The organism is Pseudomonas sp. AN-B15 (assembly GCF_019056475.1).
Classification (GTDB): Bacteria; Pseudomonadota; Gammaproteobacteria; order Pseudomonadales; family Pseudomonadaceae; genus Aquipseudomonas; species Aquipseudomonas parakoreensis.
Genome location: NZ_CP049737.1, coordinates 5,769,428 through 5,790,935, shown reverse-complemented (window position 1 = coordinate 5,790,935; position 21,508 = coordinate 5,769,428). Strand labels below are relative to the sequence as shown.

Sequence of the window (21,508 nt, the reverse complement as noted above, 5' to 3'; positions counted from 1 at the left end):
AAGAATACGGTCTTTTCACAAGAGTGCACATAAGGTAGGAACCTTCGTTGCCGCCTTATCAAGCTTTGTGGAACAATGCGGCGACATGCGTTTGCGAGGTTGTTGCCGTGATCGACCCCGATGGTTTCCGCCCCAATGTCGGGATCATTCTGACGAATGACGCCGGCCAGGTGCTATGGGCTCGCCGTATCAATCAAGATGCCTGGCAGTTTCCGCAAGGGGGAATCAACCCCGAGGAGACGCCGGAAGACGCCTTGTACCGCGAGCTGAACGAAGAAGTTGGCCTGGAACGTGAAGATGTTGAAATACTGGCCTGTACCCGGGGCTGGTTGCGCTATCGTTTGCCGCAACGTCTGGTGCGTACCCACAGCCAACCGCTGTGCATCGGCCAGAAACAGAAATGGTTTCTCCTGCGCCTGATCTCCAACGAGCAGCGGGTGCGGATGGATTTGACCGGTAAACCGGAGTTCGATGGCTGGCGCTGGGTCAGTTATTGGTATCCGTTGGGCCAGGTGGTGACATTCAAGCGCGAGGTGTATCGACGCGCCCTCAAAGAGCTTGCCCCGCGCCTTTTAGCGCGCGACTGACGACGGAGTTCGACCCCGAGCCATGCTCAATACGCTGCGCAAGATCGTCCAGGAAGTTAACTCCGCCAAGGATCTCAAGGCGGCGTTGGGGATTATTGTGTTGCGCGTCAAAGAGGCCATGGGCAGCCAGGTCTGCTCGGTCTACCTGCTTGATCCCGAGACCAACCGCTTCGTCCTGATGGCCACCGAGGGCTTGAACAAGCGCTCGATCGGCAAGGTCAGCATGGCACCCAACGAAGGTCTGGTGGGTCTGGTCGGCACGCGTGAAGAACCCCTGAACCTCGAAAACGCCGCGGATCACCCGCGCTACCGCTACTTCGCCGAGACCGGCGAGGAGCGCTACGCCTCCTTCCTCGGGGCGCCGATCATTCACCACCGCCGCGTCGTCGGCGTGTTGGTCATCCAGCAGAAAGAACGCCGCCAGTTCGATGAAGGTGAAGAAGCCTTCCTCGTGACCATGAGCGCGCAGCTCGCCGGCGTGATCGCCCACGCCGAGGCCACCGGTTCGATCCGTGGCCTGGGCCGTCAGGGCAAGGGCATTCAGGAAGCCAAGTTCGTCGGCGTACCGGGTTCGCCGGGTGCTGCCGTCGGTACTGCGGTGGTCATGCTGCCGCCAGCGGATCTGGACGTGGTGCCGGACAAGCACATCACTGACATCGACGCCGAACTGGCGCTGTTCAAGACCGCCATCGAAGGCGTGCGCGCCGACATGCGCGCCTTGTCCGCCAAACTTGCGACCCAGCTGCGTCCGGAAGAGCGCGCGCTGTTCGACGTCTACCTGATGATGCTCGACGATGCCTCGCTGGGCAGCGAAATCACCACCGTGATCAAGACCGGCCAGTGGGCCCAGGGTGCGTTGCGTCAGGTGGTCACTGAGCACGTCAACCGCTTCGAACTGATGGACGACGCCTACCTGCGCGAGCGTGCGTCGGACGTCAAAGACCTCGGTCGGCGCCTGCTGGCCTACCTGCAGGAAGAGCGTCAGCAGAATCTGGTCTACCCGGAAAAAACCATTCTGGTCAGCGAAGAACTGACGCCGGCCATGCTCGGCGAGGTGCCGGAAGGCACGCTGGTCGGTTTGGTGTCGGTCCTCGGCTCGGGCAACTCCCACGTCGCGATCCTGGCCCGGGCCATGGGCATTCCGACGGTAATGGGCCTGGTCGATCTGCCGTACGCCAAGGTCGACGGCATCGAAGTGATCGTCGATGGTACCCGTGGCGAGGTCTACACCAACCCCGGCGACGTCCTGCGCAAGCAGTTCGCCGAGGTGGTTGAAGAAGAGAAACAACTGGCGCTGGGCCTCGACACCCTGCGTGACCTGCCGTGCGTGACCCTCGACGGGCACCGCATGCCGTTGTGGGTCAACACCGGTCTGCTGGCCGATGTGGCGCGGGCGCAGAAGCGCGGCGCCGAGGGCGTCGGCCTGTACCGCACCGAAGTGCCGTTCATGATCAACCAGCGCTTCCCGAGCGAGAAGGAACAGCTGGCGATCTACCGCGAGCAGCTCGCCGCGTTCCACCCGCAACCGGTGACCATGCGCAGCCTGGACATCGGCGGTGACAAATCGCTGTCGTACTTCCCGATCAAGGAAGACAACCCGTTCCTCGGCTGGCGCGGGATTCGCGTGACCCTCGACCACCCGGAAATCTTCCTGGTGCAGACCCGTGCGATGCTCAAGGCCAGCGAAGGCCTGAACAACCTGCGGATCCTGCTGCCGATGATCTCCGGCACTCACGAACTCGAAGAAGCCCTGCACCTGATCCACCGTGCCTGGGGCGAAGTGCGCGACGAAGGCACCGACGTGCCGATGCCGCCGATCGGGGTGATGATCGAGATTCCGGCGGCGGTGTACCAGACCAGGGAACTGGCGCGCCAGGTGGACTTCCTGTCGGTCGGCTCCAACGACCTGACCCAGTACCTGCTGGCGGTCGACCGCAACAACCCGCGAGTGGCCGATCTCTACGACTACCTGCACCCGGCGGTGCTGCAGGCCCTGCAGACCGTGGTGCGCGACGCGCATGCCGAAGGCAAGCCGGTGAGCATCTGCGGCGAAATGGCCGGTGATCCGGCAGCGGCGGTGCTGTTGATGGCGATGGGCTTCGACAGCCTGTCGATGAACGCCACCAACCTGCCGAAAGTGAAGTGGATGCTGCGTCAGATCAACCTGAGCAAGGCCAAGGATCTGCTGGCCGAGCTGATGACCATCGACAACCCGCAGGTTATCCACAGCTCGCTGCAACTGGCGCTGAAGAATCTCGGCTTGTCGAAGATGAATCCGCCGGCGGTCAACAAGGCCCTTTAAAAGGCTGATGGCCCTGTGGCGAGGGAGCTTGCTCCCGCTGGAGTGCGGAGCGCTCCCAATTCGGTCAATGAGATTCTTCTGAGAGATCGCATTGGCTGGGTTGCGGCTGCTTCGCACCCGAGCGGGAGCAAGCTCCCTCGCCACAATGGTTGCTCACTTTCAGGTATTGATCTCCACCTCCCCCAAATGCCCGCCATACGGCCCGAAACTGCGCTCGATCATCCGCCGCGTGCCGTCCGCCTGCACAATCAAGACGGTACTCGCTCGCGTCCCGTAACTCTGGCTGGCGATGAACACGCTCGACAGCAGTGATTCGGTCGCCAGCCCGACTCCGGTATCCGGCAGTTCGGCAAACGGTGCGGTTTGCGCATCGCCCAGCAACTCCAGCAACCGCGCAGGTTGTGGTTCGTCCAGCACCGCGCTCAGGGCAGCCTTGGCCTTGAGCAACTTCGGCCAGGGCGTATCCAGCCCGGCATTCGACAGACCGTAAACCCCGGGTTCGAGCATCACCGGCTCAGACGTCCGCGCATTGAAGTGCCACAGCTCGTGGGCATTGCCCAGCAGCAGGTTGAACCCGGCGTATTCCGGCGAGCGCGCGACCACATCGCTTAAATAATCATCAATTGACGCATCGCCCGTGAGAAACCGCGCCACCAGCTCGCCCCGCGATTTACGCGCCGGTGGCTGGTGCGGGTCGCGGATATTGGTCAGCGCGGCAAAGCGCCCGTTGGCGCCGATCCCCAGCCAGGTGCCGCCAGCCTCAAGATCGCGCCCGGCGTGCACGTGCGGCGCATCGGCCCATGGCGCCAGCGGCAGGCTCGGGCGGGCGTAGAACTCGTCACGGTTGGCCGCGACGATCAGCGGCTGGGCATGGCCCGGGCGCCAGGCGAAAACGATCAGGCACATAAGGTGGTCCTTGTGTGTTTTCTGCTCACTCTACGCAGTCGGCGTCCGTGCATCCATCGCAAGTGGAGCCGGAGGGCATGCATCCGTTACCATGCCGCTCCGGTTTTGGGGATGCGTCTGGGAGACGGTCATGGAATTTCTGCTCTATCTGGCGTTGGGCGCCTGTGCGGGCGTGCTGGCCGGGCTGTTCGGGGTGGGCGGCGGGATCATTATTGTCCCGGTGCTGGTGTTCAGTTTTACCTTGCAGGGATTCGATCAGTCGATCCTTACTCATCTGGCGGTAGGGACATCGCTGGCGACGATCATTTTCACTTCGGTCAATGCCGTGCGTGAACACCATCGGCGTGGTGCGGTGCGCTGGCCGATCTTCATGTGGATGACCGTGGGCATTCTGCTCGGCGCCGGTTTTGGTGCGCTGACCGCCGAGGCGATTTCCGGACCGAACCTGCAGAAGATCATCGGCGTGTTCGCCTTGGTGATTGCCGTGCAACTGGCGCTGGAGGTCAAACCCAAGGCCAGTCGAACGGTGCCGGGCAAACTGGGTCTGACCGTGGCCGGCAGTGTGATTGGCTGGGCCTCGGCGATTTTCGGGATCGGCGGCGGTTCGCTGACCGTGCCGTTCCTGACCTGGCGCAGCGTGCCAATGCAGCAAGCGGTGGCCACGTCGTCGGCCTGCGGTTTGCCGATCGCCTTGGCCAGTGCCTTAAGTTTCATGATTCTGGGCTGGCATGATCCGTTGTTGCCGCCGCATAGTCTCGGTTTTGTTTATTTGCCGGCGCTGCTGGGCATTGCCCTGACCAGCATGGTATTCGCCCGTCTCGGCGCGCGTCTGGCGCACAAGTTGTCGCCGCGCTTGCTGAAACGGCTGTTCGCCGCTTTGCTGTTCTGCGTGGGCCTGAATTTCCTGCTCTGAGCCTCTGGTTCAGAGCAGGCCGCAATCCTGGCTTAATCCTGAGGTGGCAGCGTCGCCCGGGAATTTTGGTTTCAACTCTAACGAGGAGTCGCAATGCTGCCTTACCCGCAGATCGACCCGGTGGCCCTGGCCATCGGTCCGCTGAAAATCCACTGGTACGGCCTGATGTACCTCGTCGGCATCGGCGGCGCATGGCTGCTGGCGTCGAGCCGGCTCAACCGTTTCGACCCGACCTGGACCAAGGAGAAACTCTCCGATCTGGTGTTCTGGCTGTCGATGGGGGTGATTGTCGGTGGACGTCTGGGTTACGTGCTGTTCTATGACCTGAGCGCCTACATCGCCAACCCGACGCTGATTTTCGAAGTGTGGAAGGGTGGCATGTCGTTTCACGGCGGCTTCATCGGGGTGATGCTCGCCGCGCTGTGGTTCGGCAAGCGTAACGGCAAGACCTTCTTCCAGCTGATGGACTTCGTTGCGCCGATGGTGCCGATCGGTCTGGGCGCCGGGCGTATCGGCAACTTCATCAACGCCGAGCTGTGGGGCAAGCCGACCGACGTGCCGTGGGCGATGATCTTCCCGCCGTTCAGCGATCCGGCGCAGCTGCCGCGTCACCCGTCGCAGCTGTATCAGTTCGCGCTTGAAGGCGTCGCGCTGTTCCTGATCCTGTGGCTGTTCTCGCGTAAACCGCGTCCGACCATGGCGGTATCGGGCATGTTTGCGCTGTTCTACGGCATCTTCCGTTTCATCGTCGAGTTCGTCCGCGTACCGGACGCGCAACTGGGCTACCTGGCCTGGAACTGGCTGACCATGGGTCAGGTGCTGTGCGTACCGATGATCGTCGGCGGGCTGTTCCTGATCTGGCTGGCCTATCGTCGTGCGCCGGCAGCGCCGCTCGCGCCGACCGCTTAAACTACGAACCCCGGCGCGCGACGCCGGGGCTCAAAGGACACAGGTAACTCATGAAGCAATATCTCGAACTGGTCTCGCACGTCATTGCGAACGGCACCAAACAGGCCAACCGCACCGGCATCAACACCATCAGCTTCCCGGGTGCGATGCTGCGTTTCGATCTGCAGGAAGGCTTTCCGGCGATCACCACCCGCAAGATGGCCTTCAAATCGGCCATCGGCGAGATGTGCGGTTTTCTGCGTGGCGTGAACAACGCCGCTGAATTCCGTGCGCTGGGCTGCAAGGTCTGGGACCAGAACGCCAACGAAAACGCGCAGTGGCTGGCCAACCCGTTCCGTCAGGGCGAAGACGACCTTGGCGAAATCTACGGTGTGCAATGGCGCAAGTGGCCGGCGTACAAGCAGATCCCGCTGAGCAACACCGCCGCCATCGAACAAACCCTGAACAACGGCTACAAGCAGATCGCCCAAGGCGAAGAGGATGGTCAGGCCTACGTGGTGCTGTACAAAGCCATCGATCAGGTGCGCCAGTGCGTCGACACGATCATCAAGGATCCAGGCAGCCGCCGCATCCTGTTCCATGGCTGGAACTGCGCCCAGCTCGATGAAATGGCCCTGCCGCCGTGCCATCTGCTGTACCAGTTCCACCCGAACATCGAGACCCGAGAGATCTCCCTGACGCTGTACATCCGCTCCAACGACCTGGGTCTGGGCACGCCGTTCAACCTCACCGAAGGCGCTGCGCTGCTGAGTCTGATCGGGCGCCTGACCGGTTACACGCCGCGCTGGTTCACCTATTTCATCGGTGATGCGCACGTCTACGAGAACCACCTGGACATGCTCAACGAACAGCTCAAGCGCGAGCCGTTCGCCATGCCAAAACTGAAAATCTCCGACCGCGTACCGGAGTTTGCCAACACGGGTGTGTATCAGCCGGAGTGGCTGGAGCTGGTGGAGCCGAGCGACTTCTCGCTGGAAGGTTATGAGCACCATGCGCCGATGACCGCGCCGATGGCGGTCTGACAGACTGCCATTAAACCTGTGGGAGCTGGCTTGCCAGCGATGACGGCAGCACATTCAACATTGATGTGTCTGTAAAACCGCTATCGCTGGCAAGCCAGCTCCCACAATATTTTGTGGTGTTGTCAGTGGCCGTGGCTGCGGCCCACATGGGAATGCTCCACCTCCGTCGCCACAACCCCGCCACTCACTTCCAGCCGCTGCAAAATCCCGCACTGATCGGCCCCCGGCCCTTCGCCACAGCGTTGGCGCAGGTCGAGCAGTTGTGTCTGCAACGCCAGCAAGCCATCAATCCGCGCTTTCACATGCTGGATGTGCTCGTCGATCAGTGTATTGACGCTTGCACACTGATCCTGCGGGCTGTCACGCATGGCCAGCAGGCTGCGGATTTCTTCGAGGGTCATATCGAGGGTGCGACAGTTGCGGATGAAGGTCAGGCGTTCGGCGTGGGCCTGGGTGTAGACGCGGTAGTTGCCATCGCTGCGCGCCGGTTCCGGCAGCAGGAGTTCCCGCTCGTAGTAGCGGATGGTTTCCACCGCGCAATCGGTGAGTTTCGCCAGTTCTCCGATCTTCATGACGGCCATCTCCAAATGGGTGCTTGACCCTATAGTGGCTACAGGGTCTTTACTTGGCAACAGGCACCTTTATGGACGCGACCAATGAGCGATTCCCAGCACACCCACAAGCCCGGCGACGGGCACGATCATAGCCACAGCCATAAATTGCAGCCTGTGCATAAGCACGAGCATGGCGGCGATTCCTGCTGCGGGTCGAAAGCCGCAGCACCGGCACCGGTTCATTCGCACGAAGATTCTTGCTGCTCGTCGACAGCGGCTGCGCCTGCGTTGGTGCAACTGAGCGAGAAAACCAGCGCTGACGCACGGTTGAGCAGTTTCCGCATTGAAGCGATGGACTGCCCGACCGAGCAGACGCTGATCCAGAACAAACTCGGCAAACTGGCCGGCGTGCAGCAGCTGGAATTCAACCTGATCAACCGCGTGCTCGGCGTGACCCACAATCTGCCCGACACCGCGCCGATTACCGAGGCGATCACCTCGCTGGGCATGCACGCCGAGCCTTTGGAGGCGGGCGTCGAAGCCCCGGCCCCAGCGCCAGTGAAAAAGCACTGGTGGCCCTTGGCGTTGTCCGGCGTCGGCGCGCTGGCGGCGGAAGTGATCCACTTCACCAACGCTGCGCCGACCTGGGTGGTGGCGATCATTGCGCTGGTGTCGATCCTCAGCGGCGGCCTGACCACCTATAAAAAGGGCTGGATCGCCCTGAAGAACCGCAACCTCAACATCAACGCGCTGATGAGCATCGCGGTGACCGGTGCGGTGTTGATCGGGCAGTGGCCGGAAGCGGCGATGGTGATGTTCCTGTTTACCGTGGCCGAACTGATTGAGGCGCGCTCGCTGGATCGCGCGCGCAACGCCATCAGCGGCCTGATGCAGATGACCCCGGAACAGGCCACGGTGCAGCAGGCCGACGGCAACTGGGTCGAACAAGAGGTTAAAAGCGTCGAACTCGGCGCCCGCGTGCGGGTAAAACCCGGTGAGCGCATCGCCCTGGACGGTGAAGTGGTCAGCGGCAGTTCCACCATCGATCAGGCGCCGATCACCGGCGAAAGCCTGCCGGTGGAGAAAACCGTGGGCGACAAAGTCTTCGCCGGCACCATCAACCAGGCTGGTTCGCTGGAATACACGGTGACTGCGGCGGCGAACAACTCGACCCTGGCGCGGATCATCCACGCCGTCGAGCAGGCTCAGGGGGCGCGCGCTCCGACCCAACGCTTCGTCGATCAATTCTCGAAAATCTACACCCCGGTGGTGTTCGTGCTGGCGCTGGCCGTGGCGATCATTCCGCCGGTGTTCATGGGCGCGGTGTGGTTCGACTGGATCTACCGTGCGCTGGTGTTGCTGGTGGTGGCCTGCCCGTGCGCACTGGTGATTTCCACCCCGGTGACCATCGTCAGCGGCCTCGCGGCAGCGGCGCGCAAAGGCATTCTGATCAAGGGCGGCGTTTATCTGGAGGGCGGTTTCAAGCTCGATTATCTGGCGCTGGACAAAACCGGCACCATCACCCATGGCAAACCGGTGCAGACCGATTACCTGTCGCTCGACCCGACCGCCGACGCCAGCGCTCCGGCCATCGCCGCGGCGCTGGCCGGACGCTCCGATCACCCGGTGTCGCTGGCGATTGCCAATGCGGCTGTGGATAAAAACCTCGCCGTGCTCAGTGTGGATAACTTTGAAGCGCTGGCCGGTCGCGGCGTGAAAGGCCAGGTCAACGGTCAGACTTATCACCTGGGCAACCACCGTCTGGTCGAAGAGCTTGGCCTGTGCTCGCCGCAACTGGAAGAGAAGCTGTTTGCGCTGGAGAAACAGGGCAAGTCCGTTGTGTTGCTGCTCGACAGTTCTGGTCCGCTGGCGCTGTTCGCCGTGGCTGATACGGTCAAGGAATCCAGCCGCGAAGCGATCCGCCAGTTGCATGCCCTGGGCGTGAAAACGTTGATGCTCACCGGCGACAACGTACACACCGCGCAGGCCATTGCGGCGCAGGTCGGCATCGACCAGGCAAAGGGCGACTTGCTGCCGACCGACAAGCTGCAGGCTATCGAAGAGCTTTATGCACAGGGTCATCGGGTGGGTATGGTCGGCGACGGTATCAACGACGCCCCGGCATTGGCACGGGCTGAGATTGGTTTCGCCATGGCGGCGGCTGGTACCGACACCGCGATTGAAACCGCTGATGTCGCCCTGATGGACGACGATCTGCGCAAGATCCCGGCGTTCATCAGCCTGTCGCGCGACACCGCGAGCATCCTGAAACAGAACATCGCCTTGGCCCTGGTGATCAAGGCTATCTTTCTTGGGGTAACCTTCGCCGGACTCGCCACCATGTGGATGGCGGTGTTTGCCGACATGGGCGTGAGCCTGCTGGTGGTGTTCAACGGTTTGCGCCTGCTGCGCAAATAAACGATGAGGGATGGTTGTGCTGAGTGCCGAGTTGAAAGCGTTTTACATGGTCGCCCGCCTGGGCAGCATGACGCTGGCGGCGAAAAAGCTCGGCCTCAGCCAACCCACCGTGACCACGCAGATCCGCAATCTGGAAAGCCAGTATTCGGTGGAGCTGTTCTACCGTGGCGGTCGGCGCCTGAGCGTCAGCGACGAAGGCGCGCGACTGCTGCCGATGGTCAAGGCGCTGTTGCAGCAGGAGGCCGATATCGAGTTCTTCCTGCGCAACAGCGGTCAGGTGCAGGGCACGTTGCGCATTGCTGCCACTGCGCCGTATTACATCCTCGATCTGGTGAAGACCTTCCGCGAGCGCCTGCCGCAGGTGGAAGTGTCGGTGGAAATCGGCAACTCGCAGCAGGTGCTCGAAGCGCTGGAGGATTACCGCGTCGATGTCGCGGCGTCGTCGCAGTTGCTTGAGGATGCGCGCTTGATTCGCCGGGTATTGGGCAGCGATCCGCTGGTGCTGGCGGTGCATCGCAACCATCCGCTGGCGGCGCAGGAGCATGTAGCGTTGAGTGCTTTGGCCGGTCATACCTTGCTGATGCGCGAGTCCGGTTCGACCACCCGGCGCCTGACCGAGGAGTTGCTTGAAAGCGCCGGGGTCAGTTTTGGCCCGTTGCTGGAGATCGGCAGCCGTGAGTCGATCCGCGAGGCGGTGCTGCGCAATATCGGCATCAGCATCATTGCCCGCCAGGAAGTGCCGCATGATCCGCAGTTGCGCGTGCTGACCATCGAGAATGCGCCGCAGATTCCCGAGTACCTCTATTGCCTCAAGGAGCGCAAGGGCGCGCGGTTGCCGGCGGCCTTCCTCGGCTTGGCTCAGGAAATGTCCCCGGCCTGATTTCTTCACTGCTCGTACTGGCCCCATCGCTGGCAAGCCAGCTCCCACAGGTATTTCAGGTGTTCACAAAATCTGCATTCACTGAAGATCCTTGTGGGAGCTGGCTTACCAGCGATGGGGCCAGACCCGGCAACCCATGACTTGAAACCTGAACCAAAATCCCCGAATACCACTATCGGCCGTTTTTGCCTCACTGCCACATGACGGACGCATTACAACTCTAGGATGGGCCCCATCTGCTTGATGAGGTCTGTCCATGAATCCTGCCATCGCAACTGCCCTGAGCAACCCCGGTGCGCCGATGAAAGTGCGCGGCGTACAGAAACGCTTCGGCGCCTTCACCGCACTGGATAACGTCTCCCTCGATGTCGCCGCCGGTGAATTGGTGTGCCTGCTCGGCCCGTCGGGCTGCGGCAAGACCACGCTGTTGCGCTGCATCGCCGGGCTGGAGAAGCAGGACAGCGGCGAGTTGTACCTCGGTGACCGCGATGTTTCGCAGCTCGCGCCGCAAGCCCGGGACTACGGCATCCTGTTCCAGTCCTACGCGCTGTTCCCCAACCTGACCGTCGAAGCGAACATTGCCTACGGCCTCGCTGGCAGTGGTCGTGACGAAGTACGCCGTCGCGTCGGGCAGATGCTGGAACTGGTCGGTCTCAGCGGCAGTGAGAAAAAGTACCCGGGCCAGTTGTCCGGCGGCCAGCAACAACGTGTCGCCCTGGCTCGTGCCCTCGCCCCGGCACCGTCGCTGTTATTGCTCGATGAGCCGATGTCGGCGCTGGACGCCCGCGTCCGCGAGCATCTGTGCACCGAACTGCGCCAATTGCAGCGCAACCTCGGCATCACCACCCTGATGGTCACCCACAATCAGGACGAAGCCATGCTGATGGCCGACCGCATCGCCGTGATGCACAACGGTCGGGTCGAGCAGTACGCCACTCCGCAGGACATCTACAATCGCCCGGCCACGCCGTTCGTGGCCGAGTTCGTCGGGCAGGGCAACTGGCTGCCGTTCCAGCGCAGCAGCGCCAGTCACGCCCGGGTTGGCGGGATGGAGGTGCGTCTGGCGGATGGTAGCGTGAGCGGCGCTTCGGGCCGGTTGTTCTGCCGCCCGGAGGCGATCAACGTCAATCCGCTGGTGCACGAAGAAAACCTGTTCCCGGCCAAGGTGCGCGAGATCACGTTCCTCGGCAACCGCTGCCGCATGAGCTTCGAACTCGATCAGTTGCCGGGCCATTCGCTGCTCGCCGAACTGGCGCCGGAAGCCATGCCGCGCCTCGGCGCCCAGCAGATCATGGTCGCCTTGCCGCCGCGCAGCCTGCAGGTGTTTGCCTGATGAGCGCGAACATCGCACTGCCGCTACCGCACAAGCAGGCGCGGCGAGTGTCCGGGGCCGAGGTCGGCGACCGGATCTTCGTCCTCGGTGGCAAACTCCTGCTGCTGTTGCTGCTCGGTGTCGCGGTGTTGCTGCCATTGCTGGCGATCTTCTGGCGCGGTTTCAGCAGCGAGGCCGGACAGGGCGGCGGCTGGCTCGCCGCCAAGGAACTGGTGAGCAGCGAGAATTTCCACTGGCTGCTCGGCAATAGCCTGAAGGTTTCCCTCAGCGTCGCGGCCATCGTCGTCCCGCTGGCCTACCTGTTTGCCTACGCTCTGCAGCGCACGCTGATGCCGGCCAAGGGCCTCTGGCGCGGGATTTCCCTGCTGCCGTTGATGGCGCCGTCGATGCTGCCGGGTATCGCGCTGGTTTATCTGTTCGGCAACCAAGGCATGTTGCGTGGACTGCTCTCGGACAATATCTACGGTTTCTGGGGCATTGTGCTGGGTGAGGTGATCTACACCTTTCCCCATGCGTTGATGATTCTGCTGTCGGCGTTGTCGCTGGCCGATGCGCGGCTGTTCGATGCCGCATCGAGCATGGGTGCCAGTCCGGCGAAAGCCTTTCGCAGCATCACCTGGCCGGCGACCCGGCAAGCGGTATTCGCCGCGTTCTGTCTGGTGTTCACCCTGACCATCACCGATTTCGGCGTGCCGGTGGTGGTCGGTGGCGACTATCAAGTGCTGGCACTGGAGGCCTACAAAGCCGTGGTCGGCCAGCAGCAATTCGGCCGCGGCGCGTTGATCGGCATGGTGCTGTTGCTGCCGGCGCTGTTCAGCTTCGGCGTCGATGCCTGGCTGCGTCGGCGTCACGGCGATTCCATGAGTGGCCGTGCGCAAGTATTCAAACCAGCGCCGTCGAAAATGCGTGATGCCTGCTATCTGGCGATTGTTGTGCTGATCAGCGCGGCGTTGCTGCTGGTGTTCGGCATGGCAGTGTTTTCCTCGCTGGTGAAGTTTTGGCCGTACAACCTGTCGCTGTCGCTCAATCACTACCAGTTCAACGAAACCGCCGGTGGCGGCTGGCTGGCCTATGGCAACAGCCTGAAGATGGCGCTGGGCACCGCTTTGATCGGCAGCGTGCTGATCTTCACCGGCGCTTACCTGATGGAGAAAACCCGCAGCCAGCGCGGCCTCAATTTGGCGCTGCGCATGCTCAGTTTCATCCCGATGGCCGTGCCGGGGCTGGTACTCGGTCTGGGTTATGTCTTCTTCTTCAACCTCAGCGGCAACCCGCTGCACGTGCTGTACGGCACGATGACCCTGCTGATTGTCTGCACCATTGCTCACTATTTGACCACCGCACAAATGACCGCGACCACCGCACTGCGCCAGCTCGACGCCGAGTTCGAAGCCGCCGCGCTGTCGCTCAAGGCGCCGCTGTACCGCCACTACCTGCGCGTCACCGTGCCGATCTGTTTGCCGGCGCTGCTGGACATCGTGCGCTACCTGTTTGTCTCGGCGATGACCACGGTGTCGGCGGCGATCTTCCTCTACAGCCCCGACACCATCCTCGCGGCGGTGGCGGTGCTGAACATGGATGACGCCGGCAATGTCGGCGGCGCGGCGGCGATGTCGACCCTGATTCTGTTCACCTCGGCAGGCGTGTCCTTGCTGCTGGCGTGGGCTTCGCGCGGCTTGCTGCGCCGTTCCCAGGCCTGGCGGCAAACCGCGCCCGGTCACTGATTTTCCCAACCTCAACTCAAGACAGGAAAACGATCATGTTCAAGCCTATGGCCCTGGCCGCTGCTGTGCTCGCTACTTTCAGCCTGAATGCCTTCGCGGCAAAAACCGAGTTGACGGTGTACACCGCCCTCGAAGCCGAGCAACTGACCGCTTACAAGGCGGCGTTCGAGAAGGCCAACCCGGACGTCGAAATCAAGTGGGTGCGTGATTCCACCGGGATCATCACCGCCAAACTGCTGGCCGAAAAGGCCCGTCCACAGGCCGACGCGGTGTGGGGCCTGGCCGCGTCGAGCCTGGCGATCCTTGACCAGCAGGGCATGCTGCAAAGCTACGCACCGAAGGACCTGGGCAAGATCGGCGCGAACTACCGCGACGCCGCCAACCCGCCCGCCTGGGTCGGCATGGACGTGTGGGCCGCGACCATCTGCTTCAACACCGTCGAAGCCGAAAAGCAGGGCCTGAGCAAACCGGTGAGCTGGCAAGACCTGACCAAGCCTGAGTACAAGGGCAAGATCGTCATGCCGAACCCGGCGTCGTCCGGCACCGGTTTCCTCGACGTCAGCGCCTGGCTGCAAACCTTTGGCGAGAAGCAGGGCTGGGCCTACATGGACGGTCTGCACCAGAACATCGGCCAGTACGTTCACTCCGGTTCCAAGCCTTGCAAACTGGCCGCAGCGGGCGAATTTCCGATCGGCATTTCCTTCGAATACCCGGCGGTACAGCTGAAACGCCAGGGCGCGCCGCTGGACATCATCCTGCCGAAGGAAGGCCTGGGCTGGGAGATCGAAGCCACTGCGGTGATCAAAGGCACGCCGCATGAAGACGCGGCGAAAAAACTCGCGGACTTCTCCGCCAGCGCCGAGGCGATGGACCTGTACAAGGAAAACTTCGCTGTCCTCGCCCAGCCGGGCATCGCCAAGCCACAGACCGAACTGCCGGCCGACTACGAGCAGCGCCTGATCAAGAACGACTTCGCGTGGGCTTCGAAGAATCGTGACGAGATCCTGACCGAATGGCGCAAGCGCTATGACGGCAAGTCCGAGAAAGTCGCTGCCAAGTAAGATTTTTATCGACTGACAGGGCCTCATCGCTGGCAAGCCAGCTCCCACAGGGTTTTGCGCTGAACACGAATTTTGTGAACACCTCGATACCTGTGGGAGCTGGCTTGCCAGCGATGACGGTCTCTCATTCAGAGCACCTCTAAATGACCCAACACCAAGACCTGCTCATCGTCGGCGCCGGCATCCTCGGCTTGTCCCACGCCTACGCCGCCGCCAAACGCGGCCTCAAGGTCAGCGTTTTCGAACGCACCGCCACGCCCCTCGGCGCTTCGGTGCGCAACTTCGGTCAGGCGCTGGTCACTGGCCAGCCGCCGGGTCAGATGCTCGAACTGGCCAAGGCCAGCCGCGAGATCTGGGGCGACTGGGCGCAACTCGCCGGTCTGCAGCTCAAGCGCAACGGCTCGTACCTGTTCGCCCGCAGCGAAGCCGAAGAGCACTTGCTCGAAGCTTTCTGCAACGGTCGCGCCGTGGAGCACGGTTACAACGTGGCCTTGCTGCGTGGCGCTGCCCTGCGTGATTTGTACCACGGTCAGTTCAGTCACCACCGGGCGGCGCTGCACGGCATGGACGATCAACAGCTGTACTCGCGGGAAGCGATTCCGGCGTTGATCGACTACCTGCGCCGCGACCTCGGCGTCGAGTTTCACTTCTCGACGCTGGTGCGCGACGTGGAACCCGGACACCTGTACAGCACCGCCGGCAGCTTCACGGCGAAGCAGGTCATTGTCTGCTCCGGTCATGACTATCAGACCCTGCTGGCCGAGCCGATCGCTGCGCTCGATCCGCAGATCTGTCGCCTGCAAATGCTCCGTGCCAAACCGCAGGTCGAGCTGAACCTGCAACACGCCTTGCTCACCGGACTGAGCTGCGTGCACTACGGCGCTTTCGCTGACCTGCCGCAAGCGGCGGCGGTGCAGGCGCAGATCCTGCGCGAACAACCGCACCTGCACGACAACGGCATTCATCTGCTGATCAGCCCGACGCCGTATGGCGAGCTGATCATCGGCGACTCCCACCATTACGGCAGTGATCCGTCGCCGTTCAACGCCGAGCAGGTCGACAACTGGATGCTCGATCTGGCCGAACAGACGCTGGGCTGCAAGGTGCAAGTGCTCGAGCGCTGGCAGGGCGTCTACGGTGCGCGTGGGCCGGGGCCGTTTTCGTTGCTGCGCCCGGCACCGGGGCTGAGTGTGGCGCTGATGCACACCGGCGTCGGCATGAGCATCGGCCCGGCATTGGCCGAGCGCAACGTCGCGCAGTGGCTGGAGGAAATCTGATGGATCATCCACAAATCGTCGCTCGGGTATTCGGGTTGTACGAGCGCTTCGGCACCAGCGATTACATCGGCGAGCCAGTGTCGCAGATCGAGCACATGTCCCAGGCCGCGCAGTTGGCGATGGCTGAAGGGTTTGATGATGAAGTGGTGCTGGCGGCGTTCTTCCATGACATCGGCCATTTGTGTGCCGAGGGCGCCGAGAACATGGGCGGGTATGGCGTGGTCAGCCATGAGCGCCTGGGTGCGGATTATTTGCGTGAGGCGGGTTTCAGTGAGCGTATGGCGCGGCTGGTGGAATATCACGTTGAGGCCAAGCGTTACCTGACCTTGCGCGAGCCTGGGTATTTCGAGCGCTTGAGTGAAGCGAGTCGCCGGACCCTGGAGTATCAGGGCGGGGTGATGAGCGAGGAGGAGGCGGATGCGTTTGAGCGTGATCCGTTGTGTGCCGTGAGTTTGCGCATGCGCCAGTGGGATGAGCAGGCCAAGGAGATGGATGTACCGGTGATTGACCTTCAGGTGTTGAAGGGGAAAGCGGTGCGTCTTTTGTCTTCTTAGGTCTTGGAACCGAGTGGCTGCCATCGCTGGCAAGCCAGCTCCCACAGGTATCTTGGTTGATCACAAAATGGGTTTTCACCGAGAACCCTGTGGGAGCTGGCTTGCCAGCGAAGAGGCCGGATCAGACGCTACAAATCTGCAGCTAATAGATCTATCTGCTCCTGCCGCTCCGCCTGATTCAACTTCGGATGGGGATTGAGCGACGACCACTGCGGATGCGCCCGCGCCTTGTTCAACGCCTCGGGCAACTTGCCCTCGCGCCAGCTCTTGTCCTGCGGGGTGGCGACCTGTACCGCGTCCATCGCCGCATGTCCGCGTTGATCCAGCGCTGACAGCAACTGCCGCTGACGCAACGCCAGTAGCCGCAGCACCCCGTCATCCACGGTCAACTCGCGCTGGCCCTTGATCTTGCCGAGCAGACGGCTGCCATAACTGCGCGCCGTTTGCAGCGCGCCGCCGGCAAGCGCACCGGCCAGCGCCGCAGCGCCAAGGGTGATCCCGCCCACCAGCAAATCCACGCCAGCCCCGGCCGCAGCGCCTGCCGCCATCCCGCCGCCAACCCGTACGCCGAGTTGCTTCAGGGTTTCCGGGTTGAACAGGTCATCGCCCCAACGCCCATCCAGCAGCGGCAGATCACTGGCCGACGCGTCCTGCGGGCGAAAGGCGTAGAGCTTGAGCAGCGCCTCAACGCATTTCTGTTCGCGCTGACGCACGGCTTTGCGCAGTTCGCTGATGGCTTGCTGTTCCTGCTCGGCGTCGCTGACCACGCTGCGCCGGCACGCCGCACAATCGATCAGCAATTCGGCGATCAGGCGTGCCGCACTTTGCTGGCGCGCCAGGCGCTGGGCCTGTTGATCGGCGATCAGCCGTTCCAGTTGCGGCCGGGCGTTTTCCAGCAGCAGCGCGAGGCTTTCGTACAGGCGCCGCTCGCCATCTTCCGGCGGCGCAACGCTGTCGAACCGCACCAGCGCATGCAGGCCGAGCCGCGCCAACGCTTCGCGCCAGTCCGGTTCGCGATCGCTGGCGCTGCTGACGAAATTCAGCACCGGCAGCAGCGGTTTGCCGCAGCTGGCCAGCACTTCCAGTTCGTCGCGATACTTGGCCAGCACCGGCTCACGGGCGTCGATCACATACAGTCCGGCATCGGAGGCGAGCAGTTGCCGCAGCACTTTCGCCTCCTGTTCGAAACGCTGGCGCGCCTCACTGCCGTCGAGAAACCGCGCCAGTCGAGCCGGGCCGTCGAGGCGTTCGCCGGGGCGCTCCAGACGCTCGAGGAAATCCAGCAGGGCAATGGCATCTTCCAGCCCCGGCGTGTCGTAGAGGTCAAGCAAGGGCTCGCCGTCCACCGACAACCGCGCGCCCTCGACATGGCGGGTGGTACTCGGGCGGTGCGAGACTTCGCCGAAACCGACGTCACGGGTCAAGGTGCGCAGCAGCGAGGTCTTGCCGACGTTGGTGTGGCCGACCACCGCGAGTTTCAGCGGGGCTTTGCGGGCATCAGTCATGACCGTTCTCCAGCCAGTTCATCGGTGCGCAATCGGCGAACGGCAATTCCAGCTGTTGCAGCGCGACATGCCAGTCGCCGAGGCGGGCGCTGTCCAGCGCTTCACCGGGCGGTGCTTGCAGCAGCCAGACGCGGGTGGCGCTGGCGTTGCGCGCCAGTTCGGCGATCAGCGCGAGGCTGCCGCGATCCGGCGAGCGCCGTGGATCGCAGGCGATCAGCAGGCGTGCCGGAGGGAAACGGCTGAGTTGCTCCAGGAGTTTGTTGCGCGATTCGCGGCTGTCGAGAATGCCGGCGTTGCTCACGGTTTTCGGCAGCGCTGGTGGCCAGGAGCGTTGATCGTCGAGTTCGATGGCGACCAGCAGGGCACCCTCGCTGGCGTGTTCGCTGACGCTGCTTTCGACCCGATGCAACTGCTCAGGCGCCGCGTCGTTGATGCCGAGGCGTTCGCTGGTCGGCATCAGCCGTTCGCGCAACTGGGCGTAGCCGGGCAAGTTGAGGTCCAGCGCCAGCGCGGCTTTGCCGCGATTCCAGCGCCAGAAACATAACAGCGTCAGCAGCAGACGCGGCAGCACGCCGTAGACCACCAGCACACCGACCAGCCAGGTCGCCCAGGCCTGTCGCGCGCTTTCGATACCCAGCGCCGCGTCGCCACTGGCACGGATCATTTCCACGCTGGGTACGTTGAAACCGAGCAGCGCCGGCAGCGCGCCAAGGGCTTGGGTCAGGTTGATGAACGTATCCGCGCTGAGGATCGTGGTTTCCCAGACGAAGCCATAGCGCCGGGTTGCCATCAGCGCGAGCAGCAGCACCAGCGCGCTGAGCATCGCCAGCAACCACAGGCCATTGACCAATGTGCCGAGGGCCCAGCGATTGAGTTTTCTGCGCTGTAACATCAGCAGCAGGGCCGGTGCGAGTTGCGCGGCTTTGGCGTCGCGGGCGAATTTTTCGCTGAGCCACAACCAGAGGCGCCCGAGAGTGGCGCCGTGTTCACCGGCAAAGATCAGCCCCAGCGCCCAGCTCAGCAGCAGAATCAGGTTCAGCCCGAGCAGGCTGCCCAAGGCCCAGAACACATTCACCGGTGACTGGCTCAGTGCGGCGAAAGCCAGACCGGCACCGCTCAGCAGCGCGAAAATGACCAGCAGCACCAGCGCCAGACGCGCGCCCTGCAGCCAGTGCTTGAGTGCCGTGCTCAGCCCGTCGCGCTCGGCCAGCCACGCCGCCCGGCGCTGAATACGGCTCGACAGATCGCCGCCGGCCGCGCGGGCCAGACGATTGGCTTCCAGATCCTCCAGAGGACCCGCGTGCTCTTCACGCAGGCGGATGGTTTCAGTCAGCCAGAGGTTTTGCAGGGGAGTCAGTTCAGTCACGCGCCATTCCGTTGCTCAATTGAGCCGTGAGCATAACCGCTGTGGCGCTTATCGGGTCAAGCGAGGCTCTGGTATCCTCGCCGGTATGACTAAATCACTCCCCCTCAGCCTGATCGCAGCCCTCGGTGAAAACCGCGTGATCGGCGTCGACAACAGCATGCCCTGGCACCTGCCGGGGGACTTCAAATACTTCAAGGCCACGACCCTCGGCAAGCCGATCATCATGGGTCGCAAGACCTGGGATTCCCTCGGTCGTCCGCTGCCGGGGCGCTTGAACATCGTGGTCAGCCGCCAGCCAGACTTGGTGTTGGAAGGCGCGGAGGTGTATCCGTCGCTGGAAGCCGCGGTGGTGCGTGCCGAGGAATGGGCGAAAGCCCAGGGCGTCGATGAGCTGATGCTGATTGGTGGCGCGCAGTTGTATGCGCAAGGGCTGGCGCAGGCCGATCGTCTGTATCTGACCCGTGTGGCGCTGAGCCCGGAAGGGGACGCGTGGTTTCCTCAGTTCGATCTGAACCAGTGGAAGCTGGTGTCGAATGTGCCGAATCCGGCTGAGGGCGACAAGCCTGCGTACAACTTCGAAGTCTGGGAAAAAGCCTAAAAGATCGCAGCCTGCGGCAGCTCCTACAAGGTTTACGCATGTCCCCTGTAGTAGCTGGCGAAGCCTGCGATCTTTTGATCGTGCTTTACATCAAGCCTGAGCAAGCTCCGCATGCTCATCCGCATCCAGCAGCGCTTTATCGGTCTGCTGCATCACCTGGCTGGTAATCGCACCCGCGGTGATCGAACCACTCACGTTCAACGCCGTACGACCCATGTCGATCAGCGGCTCCACCGAAATCAGCAGCGCCACCAGTGACACCGGCAAGCCCATCGCCGGCAGCACGATCAGTGCGGCGAATGTCGCGCCGCCACCGACCCCGGCCACACCGGCCGAGCTCAGGGTCACAATTGCCACCAGCGTCGCGATCCACAGCGGATCCAGCGGATTGATGCCGACCGTTGGGGCCACCATCACCGCGAGCATCGCCGGGTACAGGCCGGCGCAACCGTTCTGGCCGATGGTCGCGCCGAACGAGGCGGCAAAACTTGCTACCGACTGTGGAATGCCCAGACGACGGGTCTGCGCTTCGATGCTCAGCGGAATGCTCGCGGCGCTGGAACGGCTGGTGAACGCGAACGTCAGCACCGGCCAGATCTTGCGGAAGAAACGCAGCGGGTTGATCCCGGCCGCTGACACCAGCAGGCCATGCACCACGAACATCAGGCCCAGACCGAGGTACGAAACCACGACGAAACTGCCGAGCTTGATGATGTCCTGCAGGTTGGAACCGGCGACCACTTTGGTCATCAGCGCCAGCACGCCGTACGGGGTCAGCTTCATCACCAGACGCACCAGACGCATCACCCAGGCTTGCAGGGTGTCGATGGCGTTGATCACTTTCTGACCTTTTTCGACGTCATCCTTGAGCAGTTGCAGCGCCGCGACACCGAGGAAAGCCGCGAAGATCACCACGCTGATGATCGAGGTCGGCTTGGCCCGGGCCAGGTCGGCGAACGGGTTCTGCGGAATGAACGACAGCAGCAGTTGCGGCACATTCAGGTCGGCGACCTTGCCGGCGTAGTCGGTCTGGATGGTTTGCAGACGGGCCATTTCCTGAGTACCGGCGACCAGGCCTTCGGCGGTGAGGCCGAACAGGTTGGTCAGGCCGATACCGATCAGCGCCGCAATCGCGGTGGTGAACAGCAGCGTGCCGATGGTCAGGAAGCTGATCTTGCCCAGCGACGAGGCGTTGTGCAGACGGGCCACCGCGCTGAGGATCGAGGCGAACACCAGCGGGATCACGATCATTTGCAGCAACTGCACGTAACCGTTGCCGACCAGATCGAACCAGCCGATCGAGGCTTTCAGCACCGGGTTGCCGGCACCGTAAACGCTGTGCAGGGCCACGCCGAACGCCACGCCCAGCACCAGTGCAAGCAGGACTTTTTTCGCCAGGCTCCACGTCGTGTGGCGGGTTTGCGCCAGACCGAAGAGCAGGGCGAGGAACACCAGCAGATTGAGGATCAGCGGCAGATTCATGAAGACTCCGATAAGACTTGTGCCAGTCGCCTTCTGGGGCAACTGCGAACCGGCAAGCCTAACAGTTTGATTTCCAATGAATTAATACCGAAATAGCAGGTCGTCCGTCGTTTTTGG

General features: G+C 62.7%; 18 protein-coding genes. 13 read left to right on the top strand and 5 right to left on the bottom strand.

What is annotated here, in order from left to right; translation table 11 throughout:
• Positions 1–107 precede the first annotated feature (107 nt).
• Both GTQ41_RS26260 and ptsP read left to right on the top strand, forming a co-directional pair.
• Complete coding sequence (locus tag GTQ41_RS26260; RefSeq protein ID WP_003229203.1) at positions 108–587, top strand: RNA pyrophosphohydrolase; 480 nt, start codon at positions 108–110, stop codon at positions 585–587.
• 22 nt (positions 588–609) lie between these two features.
• Entirely contained in the window at positions 610–2,889 is a 2,280-nt protein-coding gene (gene ptsP / locus GTQ41_RS26255; protein ID WP_041072165.1) for a phosphoenolpyruvate--protein phosphotransferase, read from the top strand.
• Positions 2,890–3,048: 159 nt separating this feature from the next.
• On the opposite strand, the gene GTQ41_RS26250 is transcribed toward ptsP, so the two are convergent.
• Positions 3,049–3,795 (bottom strand): NRDE family protein, encoded by a 747-nt coding sequence (locus GTQ41_RS26250; RefSeq protein WP_047297180.1) that lies wholly within the window; start codon positions 3,793–3,795, stop codon positions 3,049–3,051.
• 130 nt (positions 3,796–3,925) lie between these two features.
• Here GTQ41_RS26250 and GTQ41_RS26245 point away from each other — a divergent pair, with 130 nt between their 5' ends.
• The 3 genes from GTQ41_RS26245 (at position 3,926) to GTQ41_RS26235 (ending at position 6,639) form a co-directional block, all read left to right on the top strand.
• A complete protein-coding gene (locus GTQ41_RS26245) occupies positions 3,926–4,708 on the top strand; it encodes a sulfite exporter TauE/SafE family protein (RefSeq protein ID WP_047297179.1) in 783 nt (260 codons plus the stop codon).
• A 93-nt stretch (positions 4,709–4,801) separates the two neighbouring features.
• A complete protein-coding gene (gene lgt, locus GTQ41_RS26240) occupies positions 4,802–5,617 on the top strand; it encodes a prolipoprotein diacylglyceryl transferase (protein WP_007965581.1) in 816 nt (271 codons plus the stop codon).
• 50 nt (positions 5,618–5,667) lie between these two features.
• Positions 5,668–6,639: a thymidylate synthase gene (locus tag GTQ41_RS26235; protein ID WP_047297178.1), complete on the top strand. Its 972-nt coding sequence runs from the start codon at positions 5,668–5,670 to the stop codon at positions 6,637–6,639.
• Positions 6,640–6,761: 122 nt separating this feature from the next.
• On the opposite strand, the gene cadR is transcribed toward GTQ41_RS26235, so the two are convergent.
• The gene (gene cadR, locus GTQ41_RS26230) at positions 6,762–7,211 is read right to left on the bottom strand and encodes a Cd(II)/Pb(II)-responsive transcriptional regulator (protein ID WP_047297177.1); all 450 of its coding nucleotides are present in this window, start codon (positions 7,209–7,211) and stop codon (positions 6,762–6,764) included.
• An 84-nt stretch (positions 7,212–7,295) separates the two neighbouring features.
• On the opposite strand from cadR, the gene GTQ41_RS26225 reads away from it, so the two are divergent.
• The 7 genes from GTQ41_RS26225 (at position 7,296) to GTQ41_RS26195 (ending at position 16,440) form a co-directional block, all read left to right on the top strand.
• Positions 7,296–9,611: a heavy metal translocating P-type ATPase gene (locus GTQ41_RS26225; RefSeq protein WP_047297176.1), complete on the top strand. Its 2,316-nt coding sequence runs from the start codon at positions 7,296–7,298 to the stop codon at positions 9,609–9,611.
• 16 nt (positions 9,612–9,627) lie between these two features.
• Positions 9,628–10,491, top strand: a complete 864-nt coding sequence (locus GTQ41_RS26220; RefSeq protein WP_047297500.1) for a LysR family transcriptional regulator — start codon at positions 9,628–9,630, stop codon at positions 10,489–10,491.
• A gap of 256 nt (positions 10,492–10,747) precedes the next feature.
• Positions 10,748–11,824 (top strand): putative 2-aminoethylphosphonate ABC transporter ATP-binding protein, encoded by a 1,077-nt coding sequence (locus GTQ41_RS26215; RefSeq protein WP_047297175.1) that lies wholly within the window; start codon positions 10,748–10,750, stop codon positions 11,822–11,824.
• On the top strand, positions 11,824–13,548 hold the full coding sequence (locus GTQ41_RS26210; protein ID WP_047297174.1) for a putative 2-aminoethylphosphonate ABC transporter permease subunit: 1,725 nt from the start codon (positions 11,824–11,826) through the stop codon (positions 13,546–13,548). The genes GTQ41_RS26215 and GTQ41_RS26210 overlap by 1 nt, the downstream gene beginning before the upstream one ends.
• Positions 13,549–13,583: 35 nt before the next feature.
• The gene (locus tag GTQ41_RS26205) at positions 13,584–14,609 is read left to right on the top strand and encodes a putative 2-aminoethylphosphonate ABC transporter substrate-binding protein (protein WP_041063660.1); all 1,026 of its coding nucleotides are present in this window, start codon (positions 13,584–13,586) and stop codon (positions 14,607–14,609) included.
• Between the two features lie 143 nt (positions 14,610–14,752).
• Positions 14,753–15,886, top strand: coding sequence for a TIGR03364 family FAD-dependent oxidoreductase (locus tag GTQ41_RS26200; RefSeq protein ID WP_047297173.1), 1,134 nt, complete (start codon positions 14,753–14,755; stop codon positions 15,884–15,886).
• A complete protein-coding gene (locus GTQ41_RS26195; protein ID WP_047297172.1) occupies positions 15,886–16,440 on the top strand; it encodes a phosphonate degradation HD-domain oxygenase in 555 nt (184 codons plus the stop codon). The genes GTQ41_RS26200 and GTQ41_RS26195 overlap by 1 nt, the downstream gene beginning before the upstream one ends.
• 128 nt (positions 16,441–16,568) lie before the next feature.
• Here the strand turns inward: GTQ41_RS26195 and GTQ41_RS26190 are convergent, their stop codons facing one another.
• Positions 16,569–17,945, bottom strand: a complete 1,377-nt coding sequence (locus GTQ41_RS26190; RefSeq protein WP_217325384.1) for a GTPase/DUF3482 domain-containing protein — start codon at positions 17,943–17,945, stop codon at positions 16,569–16,571.
• Entirely contained in the window at positions 17,938–19,311 is a 1,374-nt protein-coding gene (locus GTQ41_RS26185; protein WP_047297170.1) for a DUF2868 domain-containing protein, read from the bottom strand. The genes GTQ41_RS26190 and GTQ41_RS26185 overlap by 8 nt, the downstream gene beginning before the upstream one ends.
• 85 nt (positions 19,312–19,396) lie before the next feature.
• On the opposite strand from GTQ41_RS26185, the gene GTQ41_RS26180 reads away from it, so the two are divergent.
• Positions 19,397–19,909 carry a dihydrofolate reductase gene (locus GTQ41_RS26180; RefSeq protein ID WP_047297169.1) on the top strand — a complete coding sequence of 171 codons (513 nt, stop codon included), beginning with the start codon at positions 19,397–19,399 and terminating at the stop codon, positions 19,907–19,909.
• A gap of 90 nt (positions 19,910–19,999) precedes the next feature.
• Here GTQ41_RS26180 and GTQ41_RS26175 read toward each other — a convergent pair whose 3' ends face one another.
• The gene (locus tag GTQ41_RS26175) at positions 20,000–21,391 is read right to left on the bottom strand and encodes an L-cystine transporter (protein WP_047297168.1); all 1,392 of its coding nucleotides are present in this window, start codon (positions 21,389–21,391) and stop codon (positions 20,000–20,002) included.
• Positions 21,392–21,508: the final 117 nt, after the last annotated feature.